The sequence below is a fragment of the Ignavibacteriota bacterium genome, assembly GCA_016713565.1.
Taxonomy (GTDB): domain Bacteria; phylum Bacteroidota; class Ignavibacteria; order Ignavibacteriales; family Melioribacteraceae.
In genome coordinates this window covers 24907-49331 of sequence record JADJOX010000006.1, presented here as the reverse complement: position 1 = coordinate 49331, position 24425 = coordinate 24907, and the positions used below count along the sequence as shown (strand labels likewise).

Below are 24425 nucleotides of genomic sequence, written 5' to 3'. Positions count from 1 at the left end.
AGAAAAGTGTTGAACTTCTTTTTTTGTAATACAACATTTTTATGCGCTGAAAGTAGAGGATTTTGATAAATTTATTAAAAAATAAAATGTTTTAATCATTTAATAATATTTGAATGTCATCCAAATAAATTGTTTTACCAAATAATGATTCATGTTCTGCAACGAATTCTAATTTATCAATATCCTTCCAATCAAACTTATTTTCGGGCATTAACCATTTCCCATTCTCAAATGCTCCATTTTCCTCAAATTGATTGAGCGGAATTCTGATTTTTTGCCATTTATTCAAATCATTGGAAGTAATTGTAAATCTTCTTCGCCATGAGTGATCATTTCTATTATTATTTTTTGAATCTATCAACCGTACGTCAATCTTTGAATCATTAGTAAATTTAATTGAGAATACAAGCGCAGCTTTATTAACAAAATCATCCAAATCTAAATTTGGTAAGAAGTCAAAACTTAAATTTGAATATCTTTCCGGATTTTCCCATTGAATAGAATATTTTCCTTCGGCTGTAATTGTATTCGAAAATAATAAATTTTTTGCATCAGATGATCTTATCGGCTTTATTCCCTTTTCAGTAAAATCAGAAAATATTTTTATTTTGTTTACATTCGAAATAACTATTCTATATTCATTGGGACTAAAACTTAAAGATTCAAAAAGATTTTTATTAATTTTTTGGTTATGATCAAACATTCCGAAATCGCCATTAAAATCCCATACAGTCCAAGCGATATCCGCATTTGTTAAAGATTCCGAAACAATTTTATACCAAAAATTTCTATCTGAATTATTTACACTGTAATTTAATACACCAAACTCACCGCAGAATAACTTTACATTTTTTGATTTTCCAAATTGTGAAATTTTATTAAGTAAATTTTTTATATGTACAACACTTCCCTCAATATTATAGCGATTATAAATATTTTGGATCCACGTATTCTTATACGAAAAATCTAAATTCGGCAGGTTGCTTTTACTATACGGGAAAGGAATATTTTTTATTTTATCCATTGATGGATTAACCCAGCCGGATCCTTGATGAGTAAATAAAAACGGATCGTAAAAATGAAATGTATAAATGATATTTTCATCGTTTAAAAGTTCAAGTGAATTTAAAAGATCGTAACTATAAAATTCAGCAGCTCCAATAATAATTGTATGAGCATTATCAATTTTTCTAATTTCTCTAACTACATTAGTCTGAATCTTATTCCACATGGAATTATCAATTCCATGCGGTTCATTTAAAATTTCGTAATAAATTAAATTTGATCTATCTTTAAAATGTTTACTTAGCTGTTTCCATATAGGAGTTAAAATTTCGGCATAATTCTCATTTGTTATATCTTTTCTGAAAGGATGATTATCTATAATAATGTTTAAATTTAATTCCTCTGCCCAGTCGCAAACATTATCCAAAAGAAAAAGTAAATAGTTATCAACATTATAATTATTGTTCTTATCTGTCATTGCCTGAAAATTTATTGGAATACGAACAACATCGCACCCAATAGATTTAAGGTATTTGAAGTCATCCTTTGTAAATTTAGTAAAATCAATTTGGACAGAATTTTCTACTTGAAACCAATTTGTTAGGTTTACTCCTTTGCTAAAATGATTTTGGCAAAATATATTTGTCGTAATTAAAAAGGAAATAAATAAAATTTTCATTATTTATTTTACTAAAGCTAATTTCAATGTTCTTACTTTTCCTTTATAATTCATCACAAAAAAGTAATTACCGCTTGCAATTGTTGAGTTGTTATCGTTCAATCCATTCCATAAAAATTCAAATTCATTTGATTCAAATTTGTTATTTGGCTGAAATGTTTTTACAACTTGTCCTAGGACATTATAAATTTTAAATGTCGCACTTTCCGGATCTATTTTTTTGCCTAATCTTATCTTAATATTTGTTTCATTGTTAAAGGGATTTGGGTAAGCCTGAAACAATGTATCCGCTTGTGTTTCGTCGGTAACTTTAATATCGTTAACTAAATCTGACTCATCTTCCGCGAGATAAAATATTTCGCCACCAAGTGAAGGTTCCAAACACAGAAATGCCGTATAATATGATAACACTCTATTCTTTATACTGAAATCAATAATTTCATTAATTTCATCATTTGTCAGATAATAATAATTGTTATCTTGTTCCAAATTATTTATAAAATTGCCAGCCCAAATAGCGGCGGTAACAGAATCTCCAGTTCGAATTTCATCAGCATTAAACTCAAATTTTTCAGAAAATGGTGTGTTATTATATAATCCGTTAAATTCAATTTTAAAAGGAAAATCTCCGGAATATTTACCAACTTGGATTATCGGAGTATTTAAATAAATCGGTTTATCCGCTACATTTTGATTTATTCTGCCAAAACAAAATCCATTACTCATTGAAGTATGCAAATCATAAGATGAAATCAAAATTCCAAGTGATTCAAATATCTCATTCACCATTGTATTATATGAATAGTTATAGTCAACTCGCTTAAAATTACCTCCGGTTATTCTAGATAAATTTTCATAAAAATATTCATTCCCTCTATAACTTCTATTGTTAATGTAATACCAATTGTAGTTGTTTTCAATATAATCACCAATGTTAATTTTAATCTCTTTGTCCATCATATCGGATAAATCTTTAATTAAATCATTTGCAACTTCGCTTTCACCAACTTGTTCTGAATTTGCAAGTAAAATAATTTCACCATTTCCTTCAGATGTATTGATGAAGTTTATTCCATTAGAAAGAAGTGCCGGCAGATTGCTGTAATTTGAAAGATTATTTGATGAAATATTATTAAAGACACTATTTATGGTTGAGCTGTCAGCTTTGATCCAATTTTCGCTCAATCTATTTATTGATAGATTTGAAAAAATAATATTAAAATAATCATTTTCATTAAATTGATTATAAAGCAATGTTTTAATACTTTGCAAAATTTCTTCCTTTGATAAAGAAGTTTTTGAAGCATCAAAGTCAACTAGAATAGCGGCTCTTTTTTGATTTTGAATTGAAATATTTGATGCTGGTAAATATGCCAATTGATATAGATTTTCATCTTTACCTTCAAATTTGCTTAAATACAAACCATTATTAAACGGCGCATCTACAATAAAATTTATTGCAGATTTGTTTTGTAGCTCTGAGCTCGAAAAACTTGTCTCAAAATAATTACCTAACTTTTCATCATATTTTTGCTCAAAGTTTTTTTCAGGAAATTCAAGCAATTTAGGATTTTTCCATTCCTTACTGTTTCTATTAATAATAAAAACATTATTGAACCCGATATATCCGGCTTTTAAAAGTTCAATTGGTATTGAAGATTCAACAAATTTTGAACTCCAAACAGCTGGTACTAAAAAAGTCAGTTTAATTTTTCTCGATTCATTTGCTGGCAACGGATAAACTTTTAATTGATAATGATTTTCGTACTGCTTATAAAGCACGGAAGGATCTCTTCTTCTATTTACTATTCCTTCATATATCTGAGAGGCAGTCCATCTATCTAATATTTTTCCTCTAATAATATCTTCTCCAATCCAAAGCCATGAATCCGTAACAATTGAGTTATCGGGTAAGTCAAAATCATAAACCGCTTCCAAAGTATCTTGGTTTGTAAGACCATAATAATTTTTCGCTGAAAACGTTAAATAAAAACCATACTCAACATACATCCCTTTAGGTTGAATTGAAATTATAGCTTCATCAATTGTTCCTTGGCCCCAAAACCAACCTTTGGGATTATTAACGTAAAGATAGCCGTATGAAAATAAATTGTTAAAGGACAAAATAAATATCATTATAAAAAGTCTAATGTTTTTCATTTTTCTGCATCCAAAATTTTTATTAAAATTCATATTTTATATTAATTAAACTATTCAATAATAATATGAATAACAATACCTTAATGTCATATTAATATTAGTGTTAATCATTATAATCGAAATTTTTATTTGTTATTGAAAAAGATAAGGTTTCCAGTTGTCATCAATTCTACTGATCGAATTTAGGATAAACATAATATGATTTGGTTTATGCGGTTTAATTTTTAAAATCATATTAGCTTCATCTGGTGTTCTATCGCCCTTTCTATTATTACATGGCAGACACGCTGTAACTAAATTTTCCCAGGTATCTTTTCCGCCGTGCGCTTTAGGAATTATATGATCTACAGTAAACGCCAAATCACCTCTTCCACAATATGCGCATTTATGGTTATCTCTTCGTAAAATATTTTTTCTGGTAAGATTTATATTGCTGTGGGGAATTCTTACATATGTTTTAAGTCTAATTACACTAGGCCAAGGAAGTACGGTTGTTACTGATCTTACAGAAAGTTTAGGATTCTCTTTTATTATTTCTGCCTTTCTCAAGTAAATTAGGACAACAGCTTTTTTAGCCGAGCATAATATAAGCGGTTCATAACTTTGGTTTAATAAAAGGACTCTTGCATTTAAAACGCCATTATGTAAATTTTGATGTTCGAACTTTTCTCCATAAAATATATCAATCAGTAAAATAATTTTATTTAAATATTACTCCTCCAACCAATAAATAGCCTTGCTCATCATAAACTGCAAGTGATTGTCCTGGAGTTATTGCCCTTTTGGGTTCTGTAAATTTTAAAATTATTTCATTTTCATCAGCTTTAAGTATTTCAGCCTTACTTCCTTTATCAGAATATCTAATTTTAGCTTTAACAATGCTGCCGACATTTAAACTACTCACACTCACATAGTTAATTTGGTTTGCTTTTAAATTTACTTCAAAAAGATCTTCGCTGTTTCCTAATTCAACAGAATTTGTTTCCTTATTTATTTCTTTCACATAAACCGGTTTTCCTAAAGAAATGCCCAAACCTTTTCTTTGACCAATTGTATAAAATGGAATTCCTTTATGATTTCCAATTTTTTCACCTTCAAAAATTAAATCGCCTTTTTCAATTTTGTCAATTACATCTGGTATTCTCTCGCGTAAAAATCTTTCATAATTATTATCCGCAACAAAACAAATTTCTTGGCTATCAGGTTTATTTGCGGTTTTAATACCTAATTCTTCCGCAATTTTACGAACTTCAGGTTTTGTTAATTGACTTAATGGAAACAATGTCCTACTTAAACTTTCCTGAGTTAAACCCCACAAGGCATAAGTTTGATCTTTATGTGAATCGGTACCTAACTTTAAACAATAACGATCTGTTTGATCATTATATTCAACTTTTGCGTAGTGTCCTGTTGCAATATAATAAGCATCAAGTGAATCGGCTTTGCTTAACAGTTCCTCCCATTTAATTTTTCTGTTACAAATTACACATGGATTAGGAGTTCTACCGTTTAGGTATTCTTCAACAAAATCATTAATAACAGTATCTTCAAATGCTTTTGTAAAGTCAACCGTATAATGAGGAAAATCGAATTTTGTTGCTATACTTTTTGCGTCGAAAATTGCGTCTAACGAACAACAGCCTGATTCATGTTTTGGCGCTCCACCAACTTCCATAAAGCCCCAAGTTTTCATTGTTATGCCAATTACTTCAAATCCTTGTCTTTTCAATAATGCCGCGGCGACTGATGAATCTACTCCTCCGCTCATTGCTACTATAACTCTATTTTTGTTCAAAACAAATCTTTCTAAAAATTTTAAAAGCTAATTTAGGAAATTGAGATAAAATAAGCTATACAATTAGGAATCTCAAAACATAAATGCGTTAATGTAATATTTATTTATCGAAGTAGATTTTTTCATCTTCGTTTTTAATGAAAATAAGTAAATCAGTTTTATTCGGAATTTCCAAAGCGTGGTAAAATTCTTTATTAATTTTGTCATAACAGCCAATTCTAAGATTTATATATCCGTTCCTTTCTAATTCAATCTCGGAAATAAAATTATAAATACTGACTTTATACAAAATATCTTCCTCTTCATTAAATATTTGGATATAATCATATTCATTCGATATAAATTACTGTATACCAAATTGCGAAAAATATGAATCGGTTAATGGTGATATATTAAAATTCAATGCATAAACTTCAACTGATTTATTATCAACGAATATTTAATTGAATGTAAATAACTTAATTCAGTACCGAAAAATCTTAACGGAAAATTCCAATTAACATCTTCTTTGAGATGTAAAGACCATATCGTAAATATTTACGAAATTTGTGGAGTGAGATACTTTAAAAAGTTTAATAAGTGGATTTATTTTTGTTTGTCATGGAAAAGTTAGAAATAAAAAATTAGCCTTATATTAACGAGATATTTTTGGATTACTTAATATCTAACCAAAGATAGCGTTAACAAATTCTTTTGAATCAAAAGTTTGCAGATCTTCAATTCCTTCACCTACTCCAATATATTTTACAGGGATTTTTTGTTCAGATGTAATTTGAAAAACAATGCCTCCTTTTGCGGTCCCATCAAGTTTAGTAATAATCAAGCCGGTTAAATCAGTTGCTTTTGAAAATTCTTGAGCTTGAACTAAACCATTTTGCCCAGTATTTCCGTCAATTACCAAGAAGATTTCATTTGGCGCGTAATCTAAAACTTTGGTCAAAACTCTTTTAATTTTTTTAAGTTCATCCATTAAGTTTGTTTTTGTATGCAATCTTCCGGCTGTATCTATAATTACAATATCCGCGTTACTTTGTTTGGCCGAAATCAAGGTATCATAAGCAACCGCACTTGGATCTGAACCGTGCTCCCTTTGAATTAAATCAACGCCGGCTCTTTTTGCCCAAATTTCCAGTTGCTCATTTGCGGCGGCTCTAAATGTATCAGCAGATCCAATAACTACGCGCAAACCAGCGCTTTTATAATTTCTGGCTAGTTTTCCAATAGTTGTTGTTTTACCTGCTCCGTTAACACCGACAATTAAAATCACAAAAGGCTTGAATTTTTCGATTTGTTCAAATTCACTTTTGTATTTATTATGTTCATCAAGAGATTTTATTAATTCATTTTTAATGATTGAGATTATTTTTTCTTCCGATCTTTCCTTTTCACTTTTTAATGATTTTCTTGCGGCTTCAATTACTCGTTCAGCTGTATCCATTCCAATATCACTTGTTATCAAAACTTCTTCAAGTTCATCCAATACTTCTTCATCAATTATTGCTTTTCCGCTGATAGTTTCGGAAATACTGTTAAATATTTTTTCCCGGGTCTTGGTCAATCCATTCTTTAATTTGCCTAAGTTTAAGTTTTTAAATAAATTCATTTTAAGCCTTATTAATTTCTTTATAACCTCTTACAGCATAAACTATTACAGATAGTATGCTTAGTAAAATAGTAATAAAGTAAAATATTTGATATAATAAATCTGATGATTTGTAACCCAACGTAACTATAATGAGAAAAATTCCGATTAAAAGTACCGTAAATTTTCCTAAATAATTAGAAGGCAACACAGATCCAATTTTTTTAGAAACAAAAATTCCGCCGGTAAAAATAAACAAATCTCTTAAAATAATTACCCAGAAATATAATTGTGGAATCAGATCATAGTTATAATAAAATATTACGATCATTATTACAAGAAATTTATCCGCGAAAGGATCAATAATCTTTCCTAGTTCAGAAATTTCATTTAATTTCCTAGCGAAATATCCATCCAAAATATCTGTTAAATAAGCAAACAAATACAAAGATATCAAATAAGTTCGGGCTCCGTTTATTTTATCAATATTGCTGACAAAATAAAAAATTGGGATCGCGAGGAATAGTCTTATAAAACTTATATAATTTGAAACAGTATGAATTTTATTAAATTCAATTTTCATTTTATTTAATCACCGCAAATTTATTCATTTTTGTTTCTTTTTTATTTCCATCTGAATCAAATGAAATTATTTTGTAAAAATATATGCCTGAAGAAATTGTTTCATTTTCCAAATTTATTAAATTCCACGAAATCCCGCCGTCGCCATCATCTTTTATCAATTTTATCTGAAGCTCTCCACTTAAAGAAAAGACATAAATTTCTGTATTTTGAGTTAAATTAGCAAAAGTTATTTGATTATTATCATTTAGTTTAACTGGGTTTGGGTAAACAAAAACATCGTTTAAATTTTCAGCATTACCGGAAATGAATATTTGACCGCCGGAATTTTCTTTCAAACCAATATTTCCCGTTTCTTTTGAAGATAAAATATTGGTTAAAGTTAATATACTTTCTTTGCCTATGGCTCCAACGGGTTTTTTGACAGTAATAATAATTGAGTTTTTCAATCCTTTTTGAAAATTTATACTATTAACTAAATTATTAGGAGATATACTATAATTGTTTTTATTTAAAACAGTTACCGTATCTAAATTAAGATTAAATGTAATTGAAATATTAAAATTATCCAAAAGTTTATAGTTTTGAATAAATAATTTGTTTTCTTCAATACTTTCCGAATTTACTAGAAAGTTCTCTGATTCAGTATAAAAAGGAGAATTATAAATGTCTCTTATTTTTACAAATTTGAATTTATGAGTTCCATTTTGCAGCTCATTTTTTGTGTAAATTATAAAGCTATTTTCAGAATTGAAAACAATTGAATTCGGAAAAATATCATCAATTGACAAGTTGTTCAATTTAACCGAATTTTGATTTAACGGAAGTGAAAATAATATCTCAATACTATTTTTGTTTTTAACATTTATTTTTTCAAGAACTCCAGGAGCATGCGAAACTAATTCAATAATTTTACTTTTTGAAGAAACTTTAAAGTCATTTTTATCCCAATATTCAACTGCATAATAATTTATACTTTGTGTTTTAATAGAATCAATAAAATAGTTTGCAGAAGTAGAATCATAAAGAACTAAATCATTATTTGAATTTCCTTTATAAATTTTTACCATAAAATCATTGTTCTGCCACTGAATAAAGTTTTTACTCGAATCGTAATTATAAAAATCCGTAATTACCGGAGTTGGTAGCGTAAAAATGTTTTCAATTTCTTTAAAAAATAATTCTCCTTCATTCGGAATTCCAATATCATTTACGGAATTACCGTCAAGATCACCAATAAATATTGACTGTGAATTTACGTTATTTTGATAAAACAGTAACCTTGGCATATCAATTTCATATTCAAAAATATAGAGATTCGGATTTTGAGAAACTATGATTTCTTCTTTACTATCTCCGGTCAAATCTTTCAGCCTCAATGATGAATATGATTTATCAGAAATTCCTTTTGTAATTTCATCGGTAGTAATTAACATTTTTTCAAAAAGAATTTCTAAATTGCCTTGTATAATTGAATAAACCGTTAAATTGGAAATCGGATTAATAAAAGAATCATCTTCAAACTTTGTATGTATGCAGAAATCCAAAATTCCATCTCCGTTAAAATCTCCTTTTGCTATTTGACAGTTGGCTTCCAAATTAAAGTGATTTTCCAAAATGAAATCATTTTTATAACTTTTATCATTCGCTATTTCGTAAAAAAGCATTCTGCCGAAATTATCCGAAATTAAAATTTCATTTTTTCCATCTGAATCAAAATCTCCAACTATCGCTTGATTATTTCTAAAACTTGCGTTAGAAATTGTCGATTGATTTGTATTAAAAATCTTAAGTTCTTTTTCAAGAATCATACTATAATCATTTTGAACTTCCCATATTGAAAAGGTTGAATCGCTTGAAAACGCAATTATTTCTGTTTTTTGATCTTTATCTAAATCTTCGACATTTGCCGGCCAAAAATTTTGTGTTGAATCGGCAAAAACATTTTTAAATTCAATTTTATCTGTTTCAGTCTGTGTTTCTATATAACCGTTTTTAACAAATAGACTTAAAATATCATTTGTTTCATCGTTATTGAAATTTCCAAATGAAACCGGAATTCTGTTTTTCAAAGTCTTGGTTTTTACAAATTGTCCGTTTTCAAACTTATATATACTTAAATCGGCTGGAGATGTATTTTCATTAATGAACACATAATTATTATCTATATTCAAAAAAATTAATTTGTTCAGGGAAAATTCTACCTATCGGAAGCGAATACGGTTTTTTATTTAATAGTAATGTATTTTTTTCAAGTGAACTTTCAATTGTAAAATAATTATCGTTGTTGAATAAAGAATACTCCAATCCTGCTTGGTTGGTTAATACAAAATAAAATTCGATTTCGAATGGATTTTGAATAATATCGTTCGGAAGAAAACCGTGATGTTTTTGCGAAATTATTTTAATTTCGGAAGAAAAGTTATCCAAATAGATTGAATTGAATTTTTCATCACTGTTTTTTTTTCTATAAAAAATCTGCGCGGTTGTTTTATCATCCGTTATTATTGATGCTTGTATTGTTTCGTTATCATTTAACAATGCCGGAGAAATGAAATAAGAAATGATCTTTGGTTTTGTTCTATCAATAACGAAACTGGAACGTTCTTCGAAAGTTCTTTCATTACTTGTATTTACAATTAGCCTAATTGTGTAAACTGTATCAATTAGTTCTTTAAGGTTAAGTGTATGGATATTTTCATTCAAAACTTGATATTCATTATTTTCTATATCGATATCATTCCAATTTAAGGGATTAAATCCGATTCCATATTGTATTTTGTAATTTTTAAACAAAGGTGAAATGCAAGTAATGTTTATTGTAAGTTCATTTGAATTTGTGCAGTAATCATTCTCAGGGAAATTTATCTTAAACTCAGAAGGTAAAAGCAAGCTTAAGGCATTGCTAAGATTTAAGTTTCCTGCTCCATATTTTTCATCCCATCCTAAATTTCCCAAATCCTTAGCGGTAGTCTTTAAAATTTGTTTTACTTCTTCACTTGAAAAACTATTGTAAGATAATAGGATTGAAGCTGAAGCACTAACAAACGGCGCTGAGGCTGAAGTTCCACTTACATTTTTGTATGAATTGTTTAGATCTGTTGTTATAATCTGTGAACCCGGCGCTACTAAATCAATTGAAGAGCCAAAGTTGGAAAATCCGGCAAGCGTTTCATTTTTTTGAATTGCACCGACACTAATTACATTATTGAAACCTGATGGAAAATGTGGAAGGTCAGAACCACTGTTGCCTGAACTAGCTACTAAAACAACTCCTTTCGAATCAGCGTAGTCAATTACATCTTTTAAAATTTGAGAATATTCTGAATCTCCCCAGCTCATATTGATGATTTTTGCACCCATATTAACCGCATAAATAATAGCTGAAGCTACGTCATCTTCGTCACCGTTCCCATTTTTATCGAACGCGCGCAAATTTAATATTTGTATATTTTGATTAACTCCGGCTATTCCTATTGAATTATGTCGTGCTCCAATAATTCCAGCTACATTTGTTCCATGACCGTTTTCATCAATTGGGTCGTTATCCCAATCAAAAAAATCACTATTTGCGGAATTTGAAATTAAATTTACTTTATTTACAAAATCCCATCCAGAAAAATCATCAATGAATCCATTACCGTCATCGTCAATTCCGTTTGTAGATTTATCATTGCCTTGATTATCAATACCGGTTTCATGCGGATTAACAAAAAACTGATCTTTCAAATCCGGATGAAAATAATCGATTCCGGTATCAATAATTGCAAGAATAATTTTTTCAGCATTTTGCGGTATTAAATCCCATGCTTTTTCAGCTCCAATATTTTGTAAACCCCATTGTTCGGAAAAAAGTGAATCGCTAGGTAATGTGTCAATTTTGTAAATTAAGGATTGCTGAAGAAATACTACAGAAGGATCGTTCCGAAAATCAATGAGGAGATTATTTTGATCGGGTGAAAAATCTACAATAAAAATATTATCAAATTTAGATTAGACGGTTGTTGTATTTTTAGCCAAAGAATAATAAAACTGCTTTGAACGTTTGGCTAAACTATTCACATAAAATTTTTGTTCAATAATGGATTCACATTCGGTAACGGACAAATTACTATTAAATTTAATAAAATACTTTGCCTGCGAAAAAATTATAGTATTTACTGAAAATACAATTATTACTATAATTTTAAATTTCATAGGCTGACTTTTCGAAATTTGTATTTACCGAAACGGGGTAATTACCTGAAAAGCAAGCAGTACAAAAATCTTCCGGTTTATGATCAACCATTGCTTCCAACATTTGATCTAACGACATATAATTTAATGATTCAACGCCAAGATATTTTTCTATTTCTTTAATATTCCCGTTGAATTTGTTAGCGATCAATTCTTCCTCAGAAGGAAAATCCATGCCGTAATAACAAGGATGAAGAATTGGTGGCGAAGAAATCCTTACATGAATTGAGCGTGCTCCGGCATCTCTTATCAATTTAATCAATTGTTTAGAGGTTGTTCCTCTAACAATTGAATCGTCAATTAATACAACCTTTTTATCTTCAAGCACACCTTTTACGGTATTAAATTTAATTCTAACGCCAACTTCCCTTTTGCCTTGTCCGGGTAGAATAAAAGTTCTGCCTATATAATGACTCCTTATCAATCCAATTTCATGTTTTGAACGAATTCCCATTTTTTCTAATTGTGTTTGATAGCCAATTGCCACAGTATTAGAACTATCCGGAACACTAATCACAATAACTTTTTCATCAGGATTATCAGGATAAACCGGATGATGATTTGCAAGCACTTTGCCCAATTTTCTTCTAATTTTGTCTACATTAGAACCGAATATTCTACTGTCAGGTCTTGAAAAATAAATAAATTCAAAAACACAATGTTTTTTACTTACCGATTTTTCATTTAGTTTATATGATTTTATATCATCTAGATTTTTCGTATTAATGTCAATTACCAAAAGTTCACCGGGTTCAACATCTCTAATATATTCTATATCATTAATATCAAAAGCACAAGTTTCCGAAGCAATTACGAAAGAATCATTTATCTTGCCTAGGGCTAAAGGTCTAAAACCGTTTGGATCCCGTGCGGCAATTAATTTATCATCCGTTAAAATAATTACCGAAAAAGCTCCTTCAACTTTTCTAAGTGCTTCAATTACTTGTTCAATTTGTGATTCTAATTTACAGCGTGCAATTAAATGAAGAATAACTTCTGTATCGCTTGTCGTTTGAAATATTGCTCCTTCATCAATAAGCTCACTTCTAATTTTATCAGAATTTGTCAATTGACCGTTATGCGCAATTGCCAAGTTTCCCATTCGATAATTAACGGTAAAGGGCTGAATATTTTTAAAAGAATCGGAAGCACCCGTCGTAGAATATCTATTATGACCAACCGCCGCGAAACCATTTAGTTTCTTTTCAAATATTTCAGAATCTGAAAATACTTCAGAAACTAAGCCAATACCTTTATGAATATTGAATTTTGTTTTCTGATTTGAAGTAGTTGACGCAGTAATAATTCCAGAAGCTTCCTGCCCTCTATGTTGAAGTGCGTGCAATCCGTAATAAGTATAAATAGCCGGGTTTTCAATACCAAAAATTCCAAAAATACCGCAATGGCATTGTGGTTTATCGTTATTCAATTTTGATCTCAATTGTTTTTGTTTTATGAAGAGTTTATGAGTCGGAACGGCGGGATTTGAACCCGCGACCCCTTGAACCCCATTCAAGTACGCTACCGGACTGCGCTACGTTCCGAATTTGTTTTATTCCATTAAATTAAATTTTCTTTTTAATGATTATGTTTTTTCACCGAAAAATAATAAATATGTTTATTGCTTTTAGGCAAAAATATTTTCCAAAATTTTAATTATTGAACTGTAACTTCTTCGCTAATCTCAAAATCAGCTTTCCTACCGCCGGTTTTATTACCTGAAATCGTAAACTTCCATTTACCGTTTATTTTTTCAGGGTAAATAATATCTTTAACTCTGCCTTTTGGCACCAATTCATTAAAACTTTGCGGCCAAGTAGTACCGTTTGGATCTTCGGCGGAAATAGAAGTTAATTTAATATCCTGATTAAATATAAACGAGAACACCAATTGTTGATTTGAATTTATTTTATAATCAATTATGACATCAACTGCTGGAACGATATCTCTTAAATAAACAGTTCCAAGATCAACAACATTATCTTTAATTAAATCAAAATTTATTGTCGTATCAGCAAAATCTTTCAATTTCAAAGTAACACTGTATTCTTTTACAAGTAATGTTACAAAAGTATGAGGAGTAGAAAATCCCGTGCTTAAACCATCGACATAAATATCAGCACCAACAGGATCAGAGTTTATTTTAAAATCACCTATTTCAGGTAAAAACTGCATATTGACTATTGGAACTGTAGTATTCTGATCTCTGTTTACGTTTACCGTAAATGTTGTATCATAGTATCCCAAATATTTTAATGTGATTTCATATTGACCGGCTTCAAGCTTTGATAATTTATTAGGCGTAAACAAATTAGTATTTGTTCCATCAATAAAAATTGCAGCATTCGTAGGATTTGATGTAAGAGAAATACTTCCTCTTGGTTCATAAAGAGTAAGGTTAATATTTGCCGTTTTAGCTTCACCGGATGAAACACTTACAGTTACTGTTGTGTCTCTATAGTTTACTAATGATAGTTTTATTTTATATGTGCCTGAACTAATTGGTTTCAAAGTATAAGGTGTTGTCTTATTAATTGCTTCATCATTTATGGTAATTGTTGCTCCTGACGGATTAGAAGTTATGGCTAAACTTGAAGAAGTGCCGGCAACTAACATTTGTGTATTTTTGCTAATTGTTTGATCTTTATTCAATTCTACTTGGAAATCAGAGTCATCATACAGACTTAATTTTAATTTAATATTGTAACTGCCTCTTCTTAAATTCTTTAAAGTATCTGGTGTTGTTTTACCTGTATTAATTCCATCTAGATAAATCTGCGCTCCAGACGGACTTGAATTTAAAATTATTTTACCTTTTGGGTTAGATTCATTCAAATAAATATTTTCTGAGATATTCGAATGATTCTTCACATTGATATTAAAAGTTGTATCATTAAATTCATTTAATTTCAATGTTATTTTATATTCGCCTTCTAGAAGATTGTTCAGTGAATCAGGAGTTTGCTTATTCTGATCTTCATCATCAAGAAATATTTTTGCTCCAATAGGATCCGATGTAATAAAAACAGTACCGATTTTAGGCATTACATGATCTTCAACGCAAGAATTTGCAATAATAAAAATCGTAAATAAGACAAGAATTTTAATAAATGAGTTTCTCATAATCTAATTTGATAACCGTTTAATTATTACTCGTTTATTTTTCATCCTTCCATAAACCGTATTATTGTTTGAAACAGGTGAAGAATCACCGAGACCGACCGCCTGCAGATTTTCGGATGATACGCCTCTTGATATTAAATAACTTAAAATTGCAGATGCCTGCTGTCTGGTTATAGACGATGCTTCCACGGCAGAATTCTGTTTATCAATATGAACTTCAATTCTCCACTTAACGGAAGGATATTTTTTCATTTGTTCAGCAATTTCATTTAATCTGCTATTTGCGGAACTCTTTATTTGTAAGTTATTTGCTGAAAAAGTTGATTCGCCTTGAAGAGAAAAAATACTCGGAACGTTAGTTAAATCAACTGATTCTTTCTTTTCTTCTTTAACTTTTTTAGGTTTTTCTTTTACTTCAGGTTGTTTTTCTTTTTCAATAATTACAGGTTTTGGTGCTTCGTCAGGGCAACCGTCTTCATCTTGATAACCATTAAATGTTTCAGGAGCATTTGGACATTTATCATCGGCATCTAATATTCCATCATTATCATTATCTATATCAGGACAACCGTCTTCATCTTGAAATCCATCAAAATCTTCTTTATTGTTTTGACATAAATCATCCGCGTCTTTTATACCGTCATTATCATTGTCTTCGTCGGGACAACCGTCTTCATCCTTAAATCCGTCAAAATCTTCTTTGATATTTGGACAAAGGTCATTATCATCTTTAATTCCATCTCCATCATTATCATTGTCTGGACATCCGTCTTCGTCATGAAATCCATCAATATCTTCGGCTTCGCTTGGACAAAGATCTTTAGAATCAACAATTCCGTCACCATCACTATCAATATCTTCATTAAATAAATTTATGATTATACCAATGTTCGCACATAAATAAAAGTCTTCAAATTCACCAATTTTAATCGCATCCAAATTGTCATTTGCTATATAGTTATAACCAATATCAGCGGAAATTCCAATCCCATTCGAAACATTAAACCTAAATCCGCCATTTACAGTATAAACTAAAGAATTCTTTTCACCGCCATTAGAATAATTAAAGTAAATACTTTTAACTCCATCTGTTTGAAAAGTATACCAATCATATGCGGCGCCAATAGAAACGAAAGGACAAAAAACATTAGTAAAGGAATGTGAATAGATAATTCCCAATCCTGCAGATGTAAAATCTGTATTGTAAGTATTAGGTAGTCCGAGAAAATTTTTATCTCCTGAAATATTCTCTTGCGATAAGTTCAATTTAAAGCCGAAAACGTTTCTATTAGAAGTTGGTAAATAATATTCCAAACCGCCGACAAACGATAAACCAAAATTTGAATTTTCATAATCTGTTAAAGCGTAATTTGGTCCAACTCCCAATGTAAGTAATAAATCATTAGAATAAGGATGTATGTTTTTACTGCTTTGCGCAAAAGTAGTAAGTGTTAAACAGTTTATAATAATCAGAATAAAAAAGTATTTTCTTATCATGTTCTAAAAATATACAATTAAATATATAATTGAAAAATAATATGTAAACAAAATTTTACTTTAATAAAATTAATTTTCCGGTTTTTCTAAAATGCTTTTCCGAAATTGTCGATTTAGAGTTCAAAATGAAAAAATAAATTCCACTTGCTAAATTCTTTCCACTAAAATTGTTTGTAAAATTTCCTGCTGGTAAAATTACACCATCAATCGCATTATCAACAATTCTTCCGGTAATATCTACAATAATTAAATTTACAATTGATTGTTCAGGTAAACCAAATTTAATTTTTGTTTCAGGATTAAATGGATTAGGATATGCATTAGACATAAAATAGTGGTCAGGAATGCTTTCAAAATCTTCTCTTTCAATACTTGAAATAAAATCAAAATTTGCAATAACATTTATACTTTTTTTAACAGTAAATTCATATTGCGCATCGCTTGAAACAATTACTCCATTCTCCGTCCAATTAATAAATCTATAACCATCGTTAGCTTCTGCTTTTAAAGTCATAATCTGGTTATATCGAGCAATTCCACAACCTGAGGTAAAACCGCCTTCAATTGGCAAACTTGAACAATTTATTAAATAATCCGCAAGTTTGAAATTTGCAACAAAACTTTCAGAACCTTTCACATTAAAAATGAAAGCAGTATCTGATGAAACTATAGTACCATTTTTTGTCCAGTTAACAAATTTCCAACCGGGATTAGCTTCAGCTATCAAAGTTGCAGTTTGTCCATAATAAAAAGATCCCGTTCCTGAAATACTTCCTGCTTCTAATGGAGAAGAAACTGAACTTATTGAATATATGTCCTTCGAAAAATTTGCAGTAAGTGTTCTATTTTTATTTGCTATAAAACCATATGTAGAATTGTTTGATACATTAACATTATCCTCAGTCCAATTGACAAATAACCAACCACTGGAAGGAGATGCTTGAGCTACCACATTTTGTCCATGTGTATATGTATTGCCCCCAGTAACAGACCCTGAATTTGCAGGATAAGCAGAAAGCACAATTGAATATGTTCTTAACCTAAAATTTGCGACTAATGTCCTATTATTATCAGCAAGAAATGTGAAAGTATTATTAGTGGAAACTTCAGATCCGTTTTCTGTCCAATTAATAAAATCATAGCCATCTGAACTTTTTGGCGTTGCGACAATTGTTACGGTATCGCCATGTGAATATGTTGCCCCTCCTGCTGTTGTACCTCCAGCAATAGGAAATGCACTTGTTGTTATTGTATATTTTTTCTTTTCATAGTTAGCAGTAAAATTTCTCGGACTTGAAATTGTAAATGAATAAGTTGAATTTGAGGAAATATTCTGTTCATTTTCAGTCCAATTTTTGAAAACCCAGCCTTCATTTGCTGAAGTTGAAACTGTAACAATATCTCCGTGGTGATATTCCCCGGCTCCATTTAAATTTCCACTTCCTTCAGGATTGATTGATAAAACAATTGCATATTTCTTTTTTGTAAAATTACCTGTAATTGCTCTATTAAATAAAATATTAAATGAATAAATACTGTCAGCTGATAAAACATTATTATTTTCAGTCCAATTAACAAATCGCCAACCGTTTGATGGAAAAGCTATCATATTTACAAGATCACCTTCATTATAATTCCCAGCACCAGTAACAACTCCGCTTAATTCCGGATTTACAAACGCTGTAACTGTTCTGACTCTTCTTGAAAAATTAGCGGTTAAGGTTCTACTTGTATCAACTGTAAATTTATATAATGAATCTAGTGAAACCGTAATATTATTTTCCGTCCAGTTTGTAAAGCTATAACCTTTACTTGGAGTTGCGATAACAGTAGCTTCTTTTCCATAATCATAATCACCAGCACCAGTAACCGTTCCACCTTGAACTGGAGCTTTTGACAAATAAATTGAATATTTTTTTATAGAAAAATTTACTCCAATATTTTTATTACTAATTACATTTACTGAAGTTGGATTGGTAGTGCCTGAAATATCGCCGCTCCAATTTGTAAAATTGGACCCAACAGATGGAATTCCTTCAATAGCAACAATTGAATTATAATTGAATTCTTCACTATATGGTAAATTATGTACAGTCCCATTTACTTTAATTTTACCAGATCCAGTACCCAGTAAAGTAAAATTAATTCCAAATTTATTTAACGCTGCTGTATAATTTTGATTAGATAAATTTGCTTCAACATCCGAATAATTTTTTAATTGAGGTGTAAAAGTATAGCCTAATTTTGAAGGCGTAATTGTCCCACTCCATCCAAAGGGAACAGAAATAGAATAATTACCATTTTGATCTGAGGTTGTTGTTAATTCAATTTGATCGACCCATGTTAATGTTACAAATCCAACTCCAGTATTACCGCTTATTGTATAAGCATTTAACGCTGCACTATAGTTTTGATTTACTTGATATGAAACAACGTTTGAATATGTTTTTTGTGCAGGAGAAAAAGAATAACCGATCTTTGAAGGTGTAACAGTACCGCTCCAGCCATAAGGAACTGTAATTGTATAATTTCCATTCGTTGCCGAATTTATAGTTTTTTCAGTTTCGTCAAACCAAGTTAGTGTTGCCGAACCTGTTCCTGTATTACCACTTATAGTAAAAGTATTAATTGTCCCCGAATAATTCTGATTAGTTTGGTTTATTATTACATTTGAATATGTTTTTTGCGGAGGAACAAATGTATATCCGGTTTTCGTAGGTGTTACAGTTCCGCTCCAATCATAAGGAACAGTAATTGTATATGTACCATTAGCCGCGGAAGTAGTAGTTTGTTCAGTGTCATCTATCCATGTTAATAAAACAGTTCCAATTCCAGTATTACCACTTATAGAATATGTATTAATAGAACCGGTATAATTCTGATTAGTTTGGTTTGCTATTACATTTGAATAAATCTTTTGTGCTGGTGTAAATGAATATCCGGTTTTTGAAGGTGCTACAGTTCCGCTCCAGCCATAAGGAACAGAAATAGAATAACTTCCGTCACTTCCAGAAGTTGCTGATTTTGTTGTTCCGTCTACCCATGTTAATGTTGCAGAAGCCGTTCCAACATTTCCACTAATTGTAAAAGTATTTATTGAAGCAATATAATCATGATTAGATTGTATTGATATTACATTAGAATAATTTTTTTGTGTCGGTGAAAAAGTAAAACCTATTTTTGTTGGTGTAATAGTTCCGCTCCAGCTATATGGAACAGAAAGTGAATAACTCCCATCGCTGTTAGAGGTAGTTGTTTTAGTTGTTCCGTCTACCCATGTTAATGTCACTGAAGCTGTTCCAGCATTTCCGCTTATTGTAAAATTATTAATTGCTGCTGTATAATTTTGATTAACTTGAGAAGCAATAATATTTGAATATGATTTTTGCGTTGGAGTAAAAGTATAGCCTGTCTTTGTCGGCGTAACGGTTCCGCTCCAGCCATATGGAACAGAAATAGAATAACTTCCGTCACTTCCAGATGTTGAGTTTTTTGTTGTCCCGTCTACCCAGGTTAATGTTGCAGAACCAATTCCGGTATTGCCACTAATTGAAATAGTATTTAATTCAGCGGAATAATTTTGATTGCTCTGATTAGATACAATATTAGAATATGACTTTTGAATCGGCGTAAATGTATATCCAGGCTTTGATGGAATTACTGTTCCACTCCAATCATAAGGAACAGAAATAGAATAACTTCCATCAATTCCAGAAGTTGTGGTTTTTGTTGTTCCGTCTATCCAAGTTAATGTAGTTGAGCCAATTCCGGTATTTCCGCTAATTGTAAAAGTATTTAACTCAGCTGAGTAATTTTGATTGCTTTGATTTGAAATAACGGTTACGTATGACTTTTGCGAAGGGTTAAATGTATAACCTGTCTTAGAAGGAGTAATTGTTCCACTCCAACCAAAAGGCACAGTTATCGTATAACTTCCATTTACAGCAGAAGTCGCAGTTTTTGTAGTTCCGTCCAACCAAGTTAAGGTAGCGGAACCAATACCCGTATTTCCACTAATATTATAATTTTTTAGTGCGAAATTGGCGACAAGATTTTTTGAAGAATTAACTGTAAAATTAAATGTGGCTGAAGTAGATACTTGTGTTCCGTTTTCAGTCCAGTTAACAAAATCATAACTCGAATTACTTGTTGCACTTACAACAGCTTCATCACCATATAAATAATTACCGCCGCCTGTAACTGTACCCCCAACAGGAGGTTCCTGTGATAAATTTATTTGATATTGGTTTAGTTCAAATGTAATTGTAATAGATTTATCAGAATCCATCAAAATACTTTCATTTGAATTTGTAGAAACAAGATCACCGGACCAATCAAAAAAATGACTTCCGGTATTTGCAATTGCTGATAAATTTACCGTTTCATTACTAGTAAATTGTGCTGAATATGTTGAATTCTGTGTAACCCCATTAACTGAAATTTGACCGCTTCCAGCTCCTGCGGCAGTTATTTGCAATGTAAATTGTCCAAAACTCTTAAAGTTTAGTAATAATAAGAAAAACAATAATTTTTTAACATTTTTCATAGTTGTGCTTAAAATTTATTAAAGTTCAAAATAATAAAATAATTTATTTAAGAAAACATAAAAACTTTATCCAAAAAGAGATTTCCAATTGTTAAAAAACATAATTATTTTTAAAAAGATATTATTCAAATCACATAAAGAATTTAAAAATGAAAAACATACATATTTTTCTTGTTGCGGTACTTTTAATCTTTACATTATTATATTGCGACGGAAACGGAGTTACTGATATAGATAATGTTGATATTCCCACAGAAAACGTAAGTTATTCGCAATACATACAGCCGGTTTTTAATTATAAATGTACAAATAGCGGTTGTCACGAAAGTGAAACGGCTGCATCAAACTTGGATTTAACAACTTGGGCAGGAGCTACTGCAGATCCTTTAATAGTTTCTCCGGGATTTCCGAACAACAGCAAATTAGTTTGGGCTATTGAAGGAAATTCAGGAAGTTCAATTATGCCTCCTCCGTTTGGAACGGTTCCGCCACTTACAGATAATCAGATTCAGGGAATTAAAACATGGATTGAAGAAGGAGCAAAAGCAAATTAATTCCGGAATTTATATCCTCGAAGTCAAATTCTTTAGAAATACTAAAATTATTATTCAAAAATTTGGCGAACAGAATTTCCCAAAAGGATATTATTATTATGTTGGAAGCGGGCAGAAAAATTTAACAAAACGAGTCATTCGGCATTTTAAGAAAAAGAAAAAAATTCACTGGCATATTGATTATATAACTTCGAATTTGAATGTAAAGACCAATTCAGTCTGTATAATAAATGACCAAAGTAAAGATGAAGAATGCAATTTAGTCCAAATTTTGGAAAAACAATTTAAGCTTACGCATAAAATAAAAAATTTCGGGAATTCCGATTGCAGTAAGTGTTTTTCACATTTGCTTTTTTCGAAGAATCCAATTGATCAAAGCCAATTATTAGCTTTGTACCAATCAACAGTACTTTTCATTCCTTCTGATAATGAAATATTTTGAGTATAGCCGAAATCTCGTTTTGCTTTAGTAACGTCGCACGTCCAATTTGCTTGAACAAAATCAGTCGCTTTTTCCCAATTAAATGTTGCAGGTTTTTTCACAAAATAATTCACAAACTGAGAAATCGCACCAATTATATAAATAATAAAATGCGGAATCTTAATCCTTAAAGCTTTTTTACCAATCGCCTTTTCCATTTCATCGCTGACTTGATTCCAATCATAAATTTCTTCGGAACTTATAAAATAAATTTCATTTTTAGCTTTTTCGGAAATTGATGCCAAATATATCCCATTCACAAAATCCCTTCCGTGTATCAAACTCAATTTTTTATTATCAAATCCAACAAGCGTCATTATACCTTTTTTTACACCTTTAAACATTGCATAAATATCTTCCTCGCGTTCGCCATAAATTGCCGGGGCTCTGCAAATAGTAATTGGAATGGAATCCATATATTTTTTTGCCAGTTCTTCTTCCGCTAATTTACTCTTTCCATAAGTTGTTAATGGATGAGGTAACGTTTCTTCGGTGCAAGGTTTCCCGTCATCAGCCGGTCCACACGCTGTTAAACTGCTTACAATTACTAAACGCTTAATGTCAATTTTATTTTCTTTAATAGTATCTAAAATTGCTCTTGTTGTTTCAACATTCCCTTTGTAAAATCCGTCTTTTGTTTTCGATCTTACAACTCCGGCAACATGATAAATATAATCCGCATCTTGAAAAATTGGTTTTAATTTCTCCTTATCATATAAGCCAGATTCATAAATTTCAACATTTTTTCCATTAAGCCATCTTAAATTACTTGATTTTCTAACAATGCAACGCACTGTAAAATCTTTGGATAAAAGTAAATCAACTAAATGGCTTCCAACAAAACCTGTTCCGCCTGTTACCACCGCAATGTTTTTTTTCATACGTATTTTAATTTGATTTTAATTAGATATAATTATACTTTTTTGTGTTAGAATAAAAATAGTTTATAAATATACAAAGAAAATACAATTGGAGGTTCGTTTTGGATCTTTTTAAAAAGTGTTATGATTTCACGAGAGCTGATGAAATTAAAGCAATGGGAGTTTATCCTTATTTTAGAGCAGTAGAAGAAAATGAAGGACCCATTGTTTCTATTGAAGGCAGAAAAATTATTATGGCGGGCTCAAATAATTATTTGGGTTTGACAGGCCACCCAAAAGTAAGGGAAGCGGCAATTGATGCAATTCACCGATATGGTACTGGATGTTCGGGGTCAAGATACTTAACTGGAACTATTGATTTACATATTGAATTAGAAAATCGATTGGCAAAATTTTTAGGGAAAGAAGCAGTTTTATTATTTAGTACAGGATATCAAACTGCACAAGGTATTATACCGACTTTAGTACAGCGAGGTGATTATTTGATTTCCGATAAGGATAATCACGCTTGTATAGTTGCCGGAAATTTAATCGCTAGAGGCGCAACAGTTGAACTTTTAAGATACAAACATAATGATATGGTTGATCTTGAAAGAGTTTTAAGTAAGTTACCAAAAGATGCCGCAAAGCTAATTGTTAGTGACGGTGTTTTCAGCACAGGCGGTGAGATTGTTGAATTACCAAAGCTTGTTGAATTGGCAAAGTCTAATAACGCTAAGTTATTAATAGATGATGCTCATTCTGTTGGCGTTATAGGAAAAGGCGGACGCGGAACCGCAAGCGAATTTAATTTAGTAAACGAAGTTGATATGACAATGGGTACTTTCAGCAAAACTTTTGCTTCTTTGGGCGGATTTGTGGCAAGTGAAGCAAAAGTAATCGATTATATTAAACACCATGCTCCGGCTTTAATTTTTAGTGCCTCTCCAACCCCTGCTTCAGTTGCTGCTGCTTTGGCAGCATTAAATATTTTAGAAGAGCAACCTGAATTGGTCGATAAATTGATTTGGAATGCTCAATATATTAGAAAAGGATTTTTGGATGCCGGATTTAATGTTATAGAGGGAAGAACGGGAATTGTACCTGTTATTGTTGGCAGCGATGAGTTGGCATTTAAAATGTGGAGAATGTTATATGATGAAGGAATATTTGTAAATGCATTTATTTCTCCAGGCGTGCCGCCGGGAAGACAAATGATGCGCACAAGTTATATGGCAACACACGAAGAAAGTCATTTAAATCAAATTATTGATAAATTTAAATTGATTGGTAAACAATTAGGTTTAGTATAATTTACTGTTTTT

The 24425-nt window shown here is 30.6% G+C and carries 18 protein-coding genes and 1 tRNA gene; 3 read left to right on the top strand and 16 right to left on the bottom strand.

Going from position 1 to position 24425, the window contains the following annotated elements; genetic code table 11:
* Positions 1 to 91: 91 nt before the first annotated feature.
* The 15 genes from IPK06_06420 to IPK06_06350 all read right to left on the bottom strand — a co-directional run bounded on the left by IPK06_06420 (position 92) and on the right by IPK06_06350 (position 21205).
* Entirely contained in the window at positions 92 to 1684 is a 1593-nt protein-coding gene (locus tag IPK06_06420; GenBank protein ID MBK7979627.1) for a cellulase family glycosylhydrolase, read from the bottom strand.
* Positions 1685 to 1687: 3 nt separating this feature from the next.
* On the bottom strand, positions 1688 to 3844 hold the full coding sequence (locus tag IPK06_06415; GenBank protein MBK7979626.1) for a T9SS type A sorting domain-containing protein: 2157 nt from the start codon (positions 3842 to 3844) through the stop codon (positions 1688 to 1690).
* Positions 3845 to 3976: 132 nt separating this feature from the next.
* Positions 3977 to 4525: an HNH endonuclease gene (locus IPK06_06410; GenBank protein MBK7979625.1), complete on the bottom strand. Its 549-nt coding sequence runs from the start codon at positions 4523 to 4525 to the stop codon at positions 3977 to 3979.
* A 19-nt stretch (positions 4526 to 4544) separates the two neighbouring features.
* The gene (gene mnmA / locus IPK06_06405; GenBank protein ID MBK7979624.1) at positions 4545 to 5612 is read right to left on the bottom strand and encodes a tRNA 2-thiouridine(34) synthase MnmA; all 1068 of its coding nucleotides are present in this window, start codon (positions 5610 to 5612) and stop codon (positions 4545 to 4547) included.
* Positions 5613 to 5739: 127 nt separating this feature from the next.
* A complete protein-coding gene (locus IPK06_06400) occupies positions 5740 to 5928 on the bottom strand; it encodes a hypothetical protein (protein ID MBK7979623.1) in 189 nt (62 codons plus the stop codon).
* A 375-nt stretch (positions 5929 to 6303) separates the two neighbouring features.
* A complete protein-coding gene (ftsY, locus tag IPK06_06395; GenBank protein ID MBK7979622.1) occupies positions 6304 to 7242 on the bottom strand; it encodes a signal recognition particle-docking protein FtsY in 939 nt (312 codons plus the stop codon).
* A gap of 1 nt (position 7243) precedes the next feature.
* Positions 7244 to 7804 carry a CDP-alcohol phosphatidyltransferase family protein gene (locus tag IPK06_06390; protein MBK7979621.1) on the bottom strand — a complete coding sequence of 187 codons (561 nt, stop codon included), beginning with the start codon at positions 7802 to 7804 and terminating at the stop codon, positions 7244 to 7246.
* A gap of 1 nt (position 7805) precedes the next feature.
* The gene (locus IPK06_06385) at positions 7806 to 9956 is read right to left on the bottom strand and encodes a hypothetical protein (GenBank protein ID MBK7979620.1); all 2151 of its coding nucleotides are present in this window, start codon (positions 9954 to 9956) and stop codon (positions 7806 to 7808) included.
* A 7-nt stretch (positions 9957 to 9963) separates the two neighbouring features.
* Positions 9964 to 11781 carry a S8 family serine peptidase gene (locus IPK06_06380; protein MBK7979619.1) on the bottom strand — a complete coding sequence of 606 codons (1818 nt, stop codon included), beginning with the start codon at positions 11779 to 11781 and terminating at the stop codon, positions 9964 to 9966.
* Between the two features lie 15 nt (positions 11782 to 11796).
* Complete coding sequence (locus IPK06_06375; GenBank protein ID MBK7979618.1) at positions 11797 to 12000, bottom strand: hypothetical protein; 204 nt, start codon at positions 11998 to 12000, stop codon at positions 11797 to 11799.
* Positions 11990 to 13468 carry an amidophosphoribosyltransferase gene (locus IPK06_06370; GenBank protein MBK7979617.1) on the bottom strand — a complete coding sequence of 493 codons (1479 nt, stop codon included), beginning with the start codon at positions 13466 to 13468 and terminating at the stop codon, positions 11990 to 11992. The genes IPK06_06375 and IPK06_06370 overlap by 11 nt, the downstream gene beginning before the upstream one ends.
* A gap of 41 nt (positions 13469 to 13509) precedes the next feature.
* A tRNA-Pro gene (locus IPK06_06365) sits at positions 13510 to 13583 on the bottom strand.
* Positions 13584 to 13695: 112 nt separating this feature from the next.
* Positions 13696 to 15162 carry a PEGA domain-containing protein gene (locus IPK06_06360; protein ID MBK7979616.1) on the bottom strand — a complete coding sequence of 489 codons (1467 nt, stop codon included), beginning with the start codon at positions 15160 to 15162 and terminating at the stop codon, positions 13696 to 13698.
* Positions 15163 to 15165: 3 nt separating this feature from the next.
* On the bottom strand, positions 15166 to 16659 hold the full coding sequence (locus IPK06_06355) for an OmpA family protein (protein ID MBK7979615.1): 1494 nt from the start codon (positions 16657 to 16659) through the stop codon (positions 15166 to 15168).
* Between the two features lie 55 nt (positions 16660 to 16714).
* Positions 16715 to 21205, bottom strand: coding sequence for a hypothetical protein (locus IPK06_06350; GenBank protein ID MBK7979614.1), 4491 nt, complete (start codon positions 21203 to 21205; stop codon positions 16715 to 16717).
* 149 nt (positions 21206 to 21354) lie between these two features.
* Between IPK06_06350 and IPK06_06345 the strand changes: the two genes are divergently transcribed.
* Both IPK06_06345 and IPK06_06340 read left to right on the top strand, forming a co-directional pair.
* Positions 21355 to 21759, top strand: a complete 405-nt coding sequence (locus IPK06_06345) for a hypothetical protein (GenBank protein MBK7979613.1) — start codon at positions 21355 to 21357, stop codon at positions 21757 to 21759.
* Complete coding sequence (locus IPK06_06340) at positions 21734 to 22201, top strand: GIY-YIG nuclease family protein (GenBank protein MBK7979612.1); 468 nt, start codon at positions 21734 to 21736, stop codon at positions 22199 to 22201. The genes IPK06_06345 and IPK06_06340 overlap by 26 nt, the downstream gene beginning before the upstream one ends.
* Here the strand turns inward: IPK06_06340 and IPK06_06335 are convergent.
* Positions 22132 to 23121: an NAD-dependent epimerase/dehydratase family protein gene (locus IPK06_06335; protein MBK7979611.1), complete on the bottom strand. Its 990-nt coding sequence runs from the start codon at positions 23119 to 23121 to the stop codon at positions 22132 to 22134. The two genes, IPK06_06340 and IPK06_06335, sit on opposite strands and share 70 nt — an antisense overlap.
* Positions 23122 to 23276: 155 nt before the next feature.
* Here IPK06_06335 and IPK06_06330 point away from each other — a divergent pair, with 155 nt between their 5' ends.
* A complete protein-coding gene (locus IPK06_06330) occupies positions 23277 to 24413 on the top strand; it encodes an aminotransferase class I/II-fold pyridoxal phosphate-dependent enzyme (GenBank protein ID MBK7979610.1) in 1137 nt (378 codons plus the stop codon).
* The last annotated feature ends 12 nt before the right edge of the window (positions 24414 to 24425 follow it).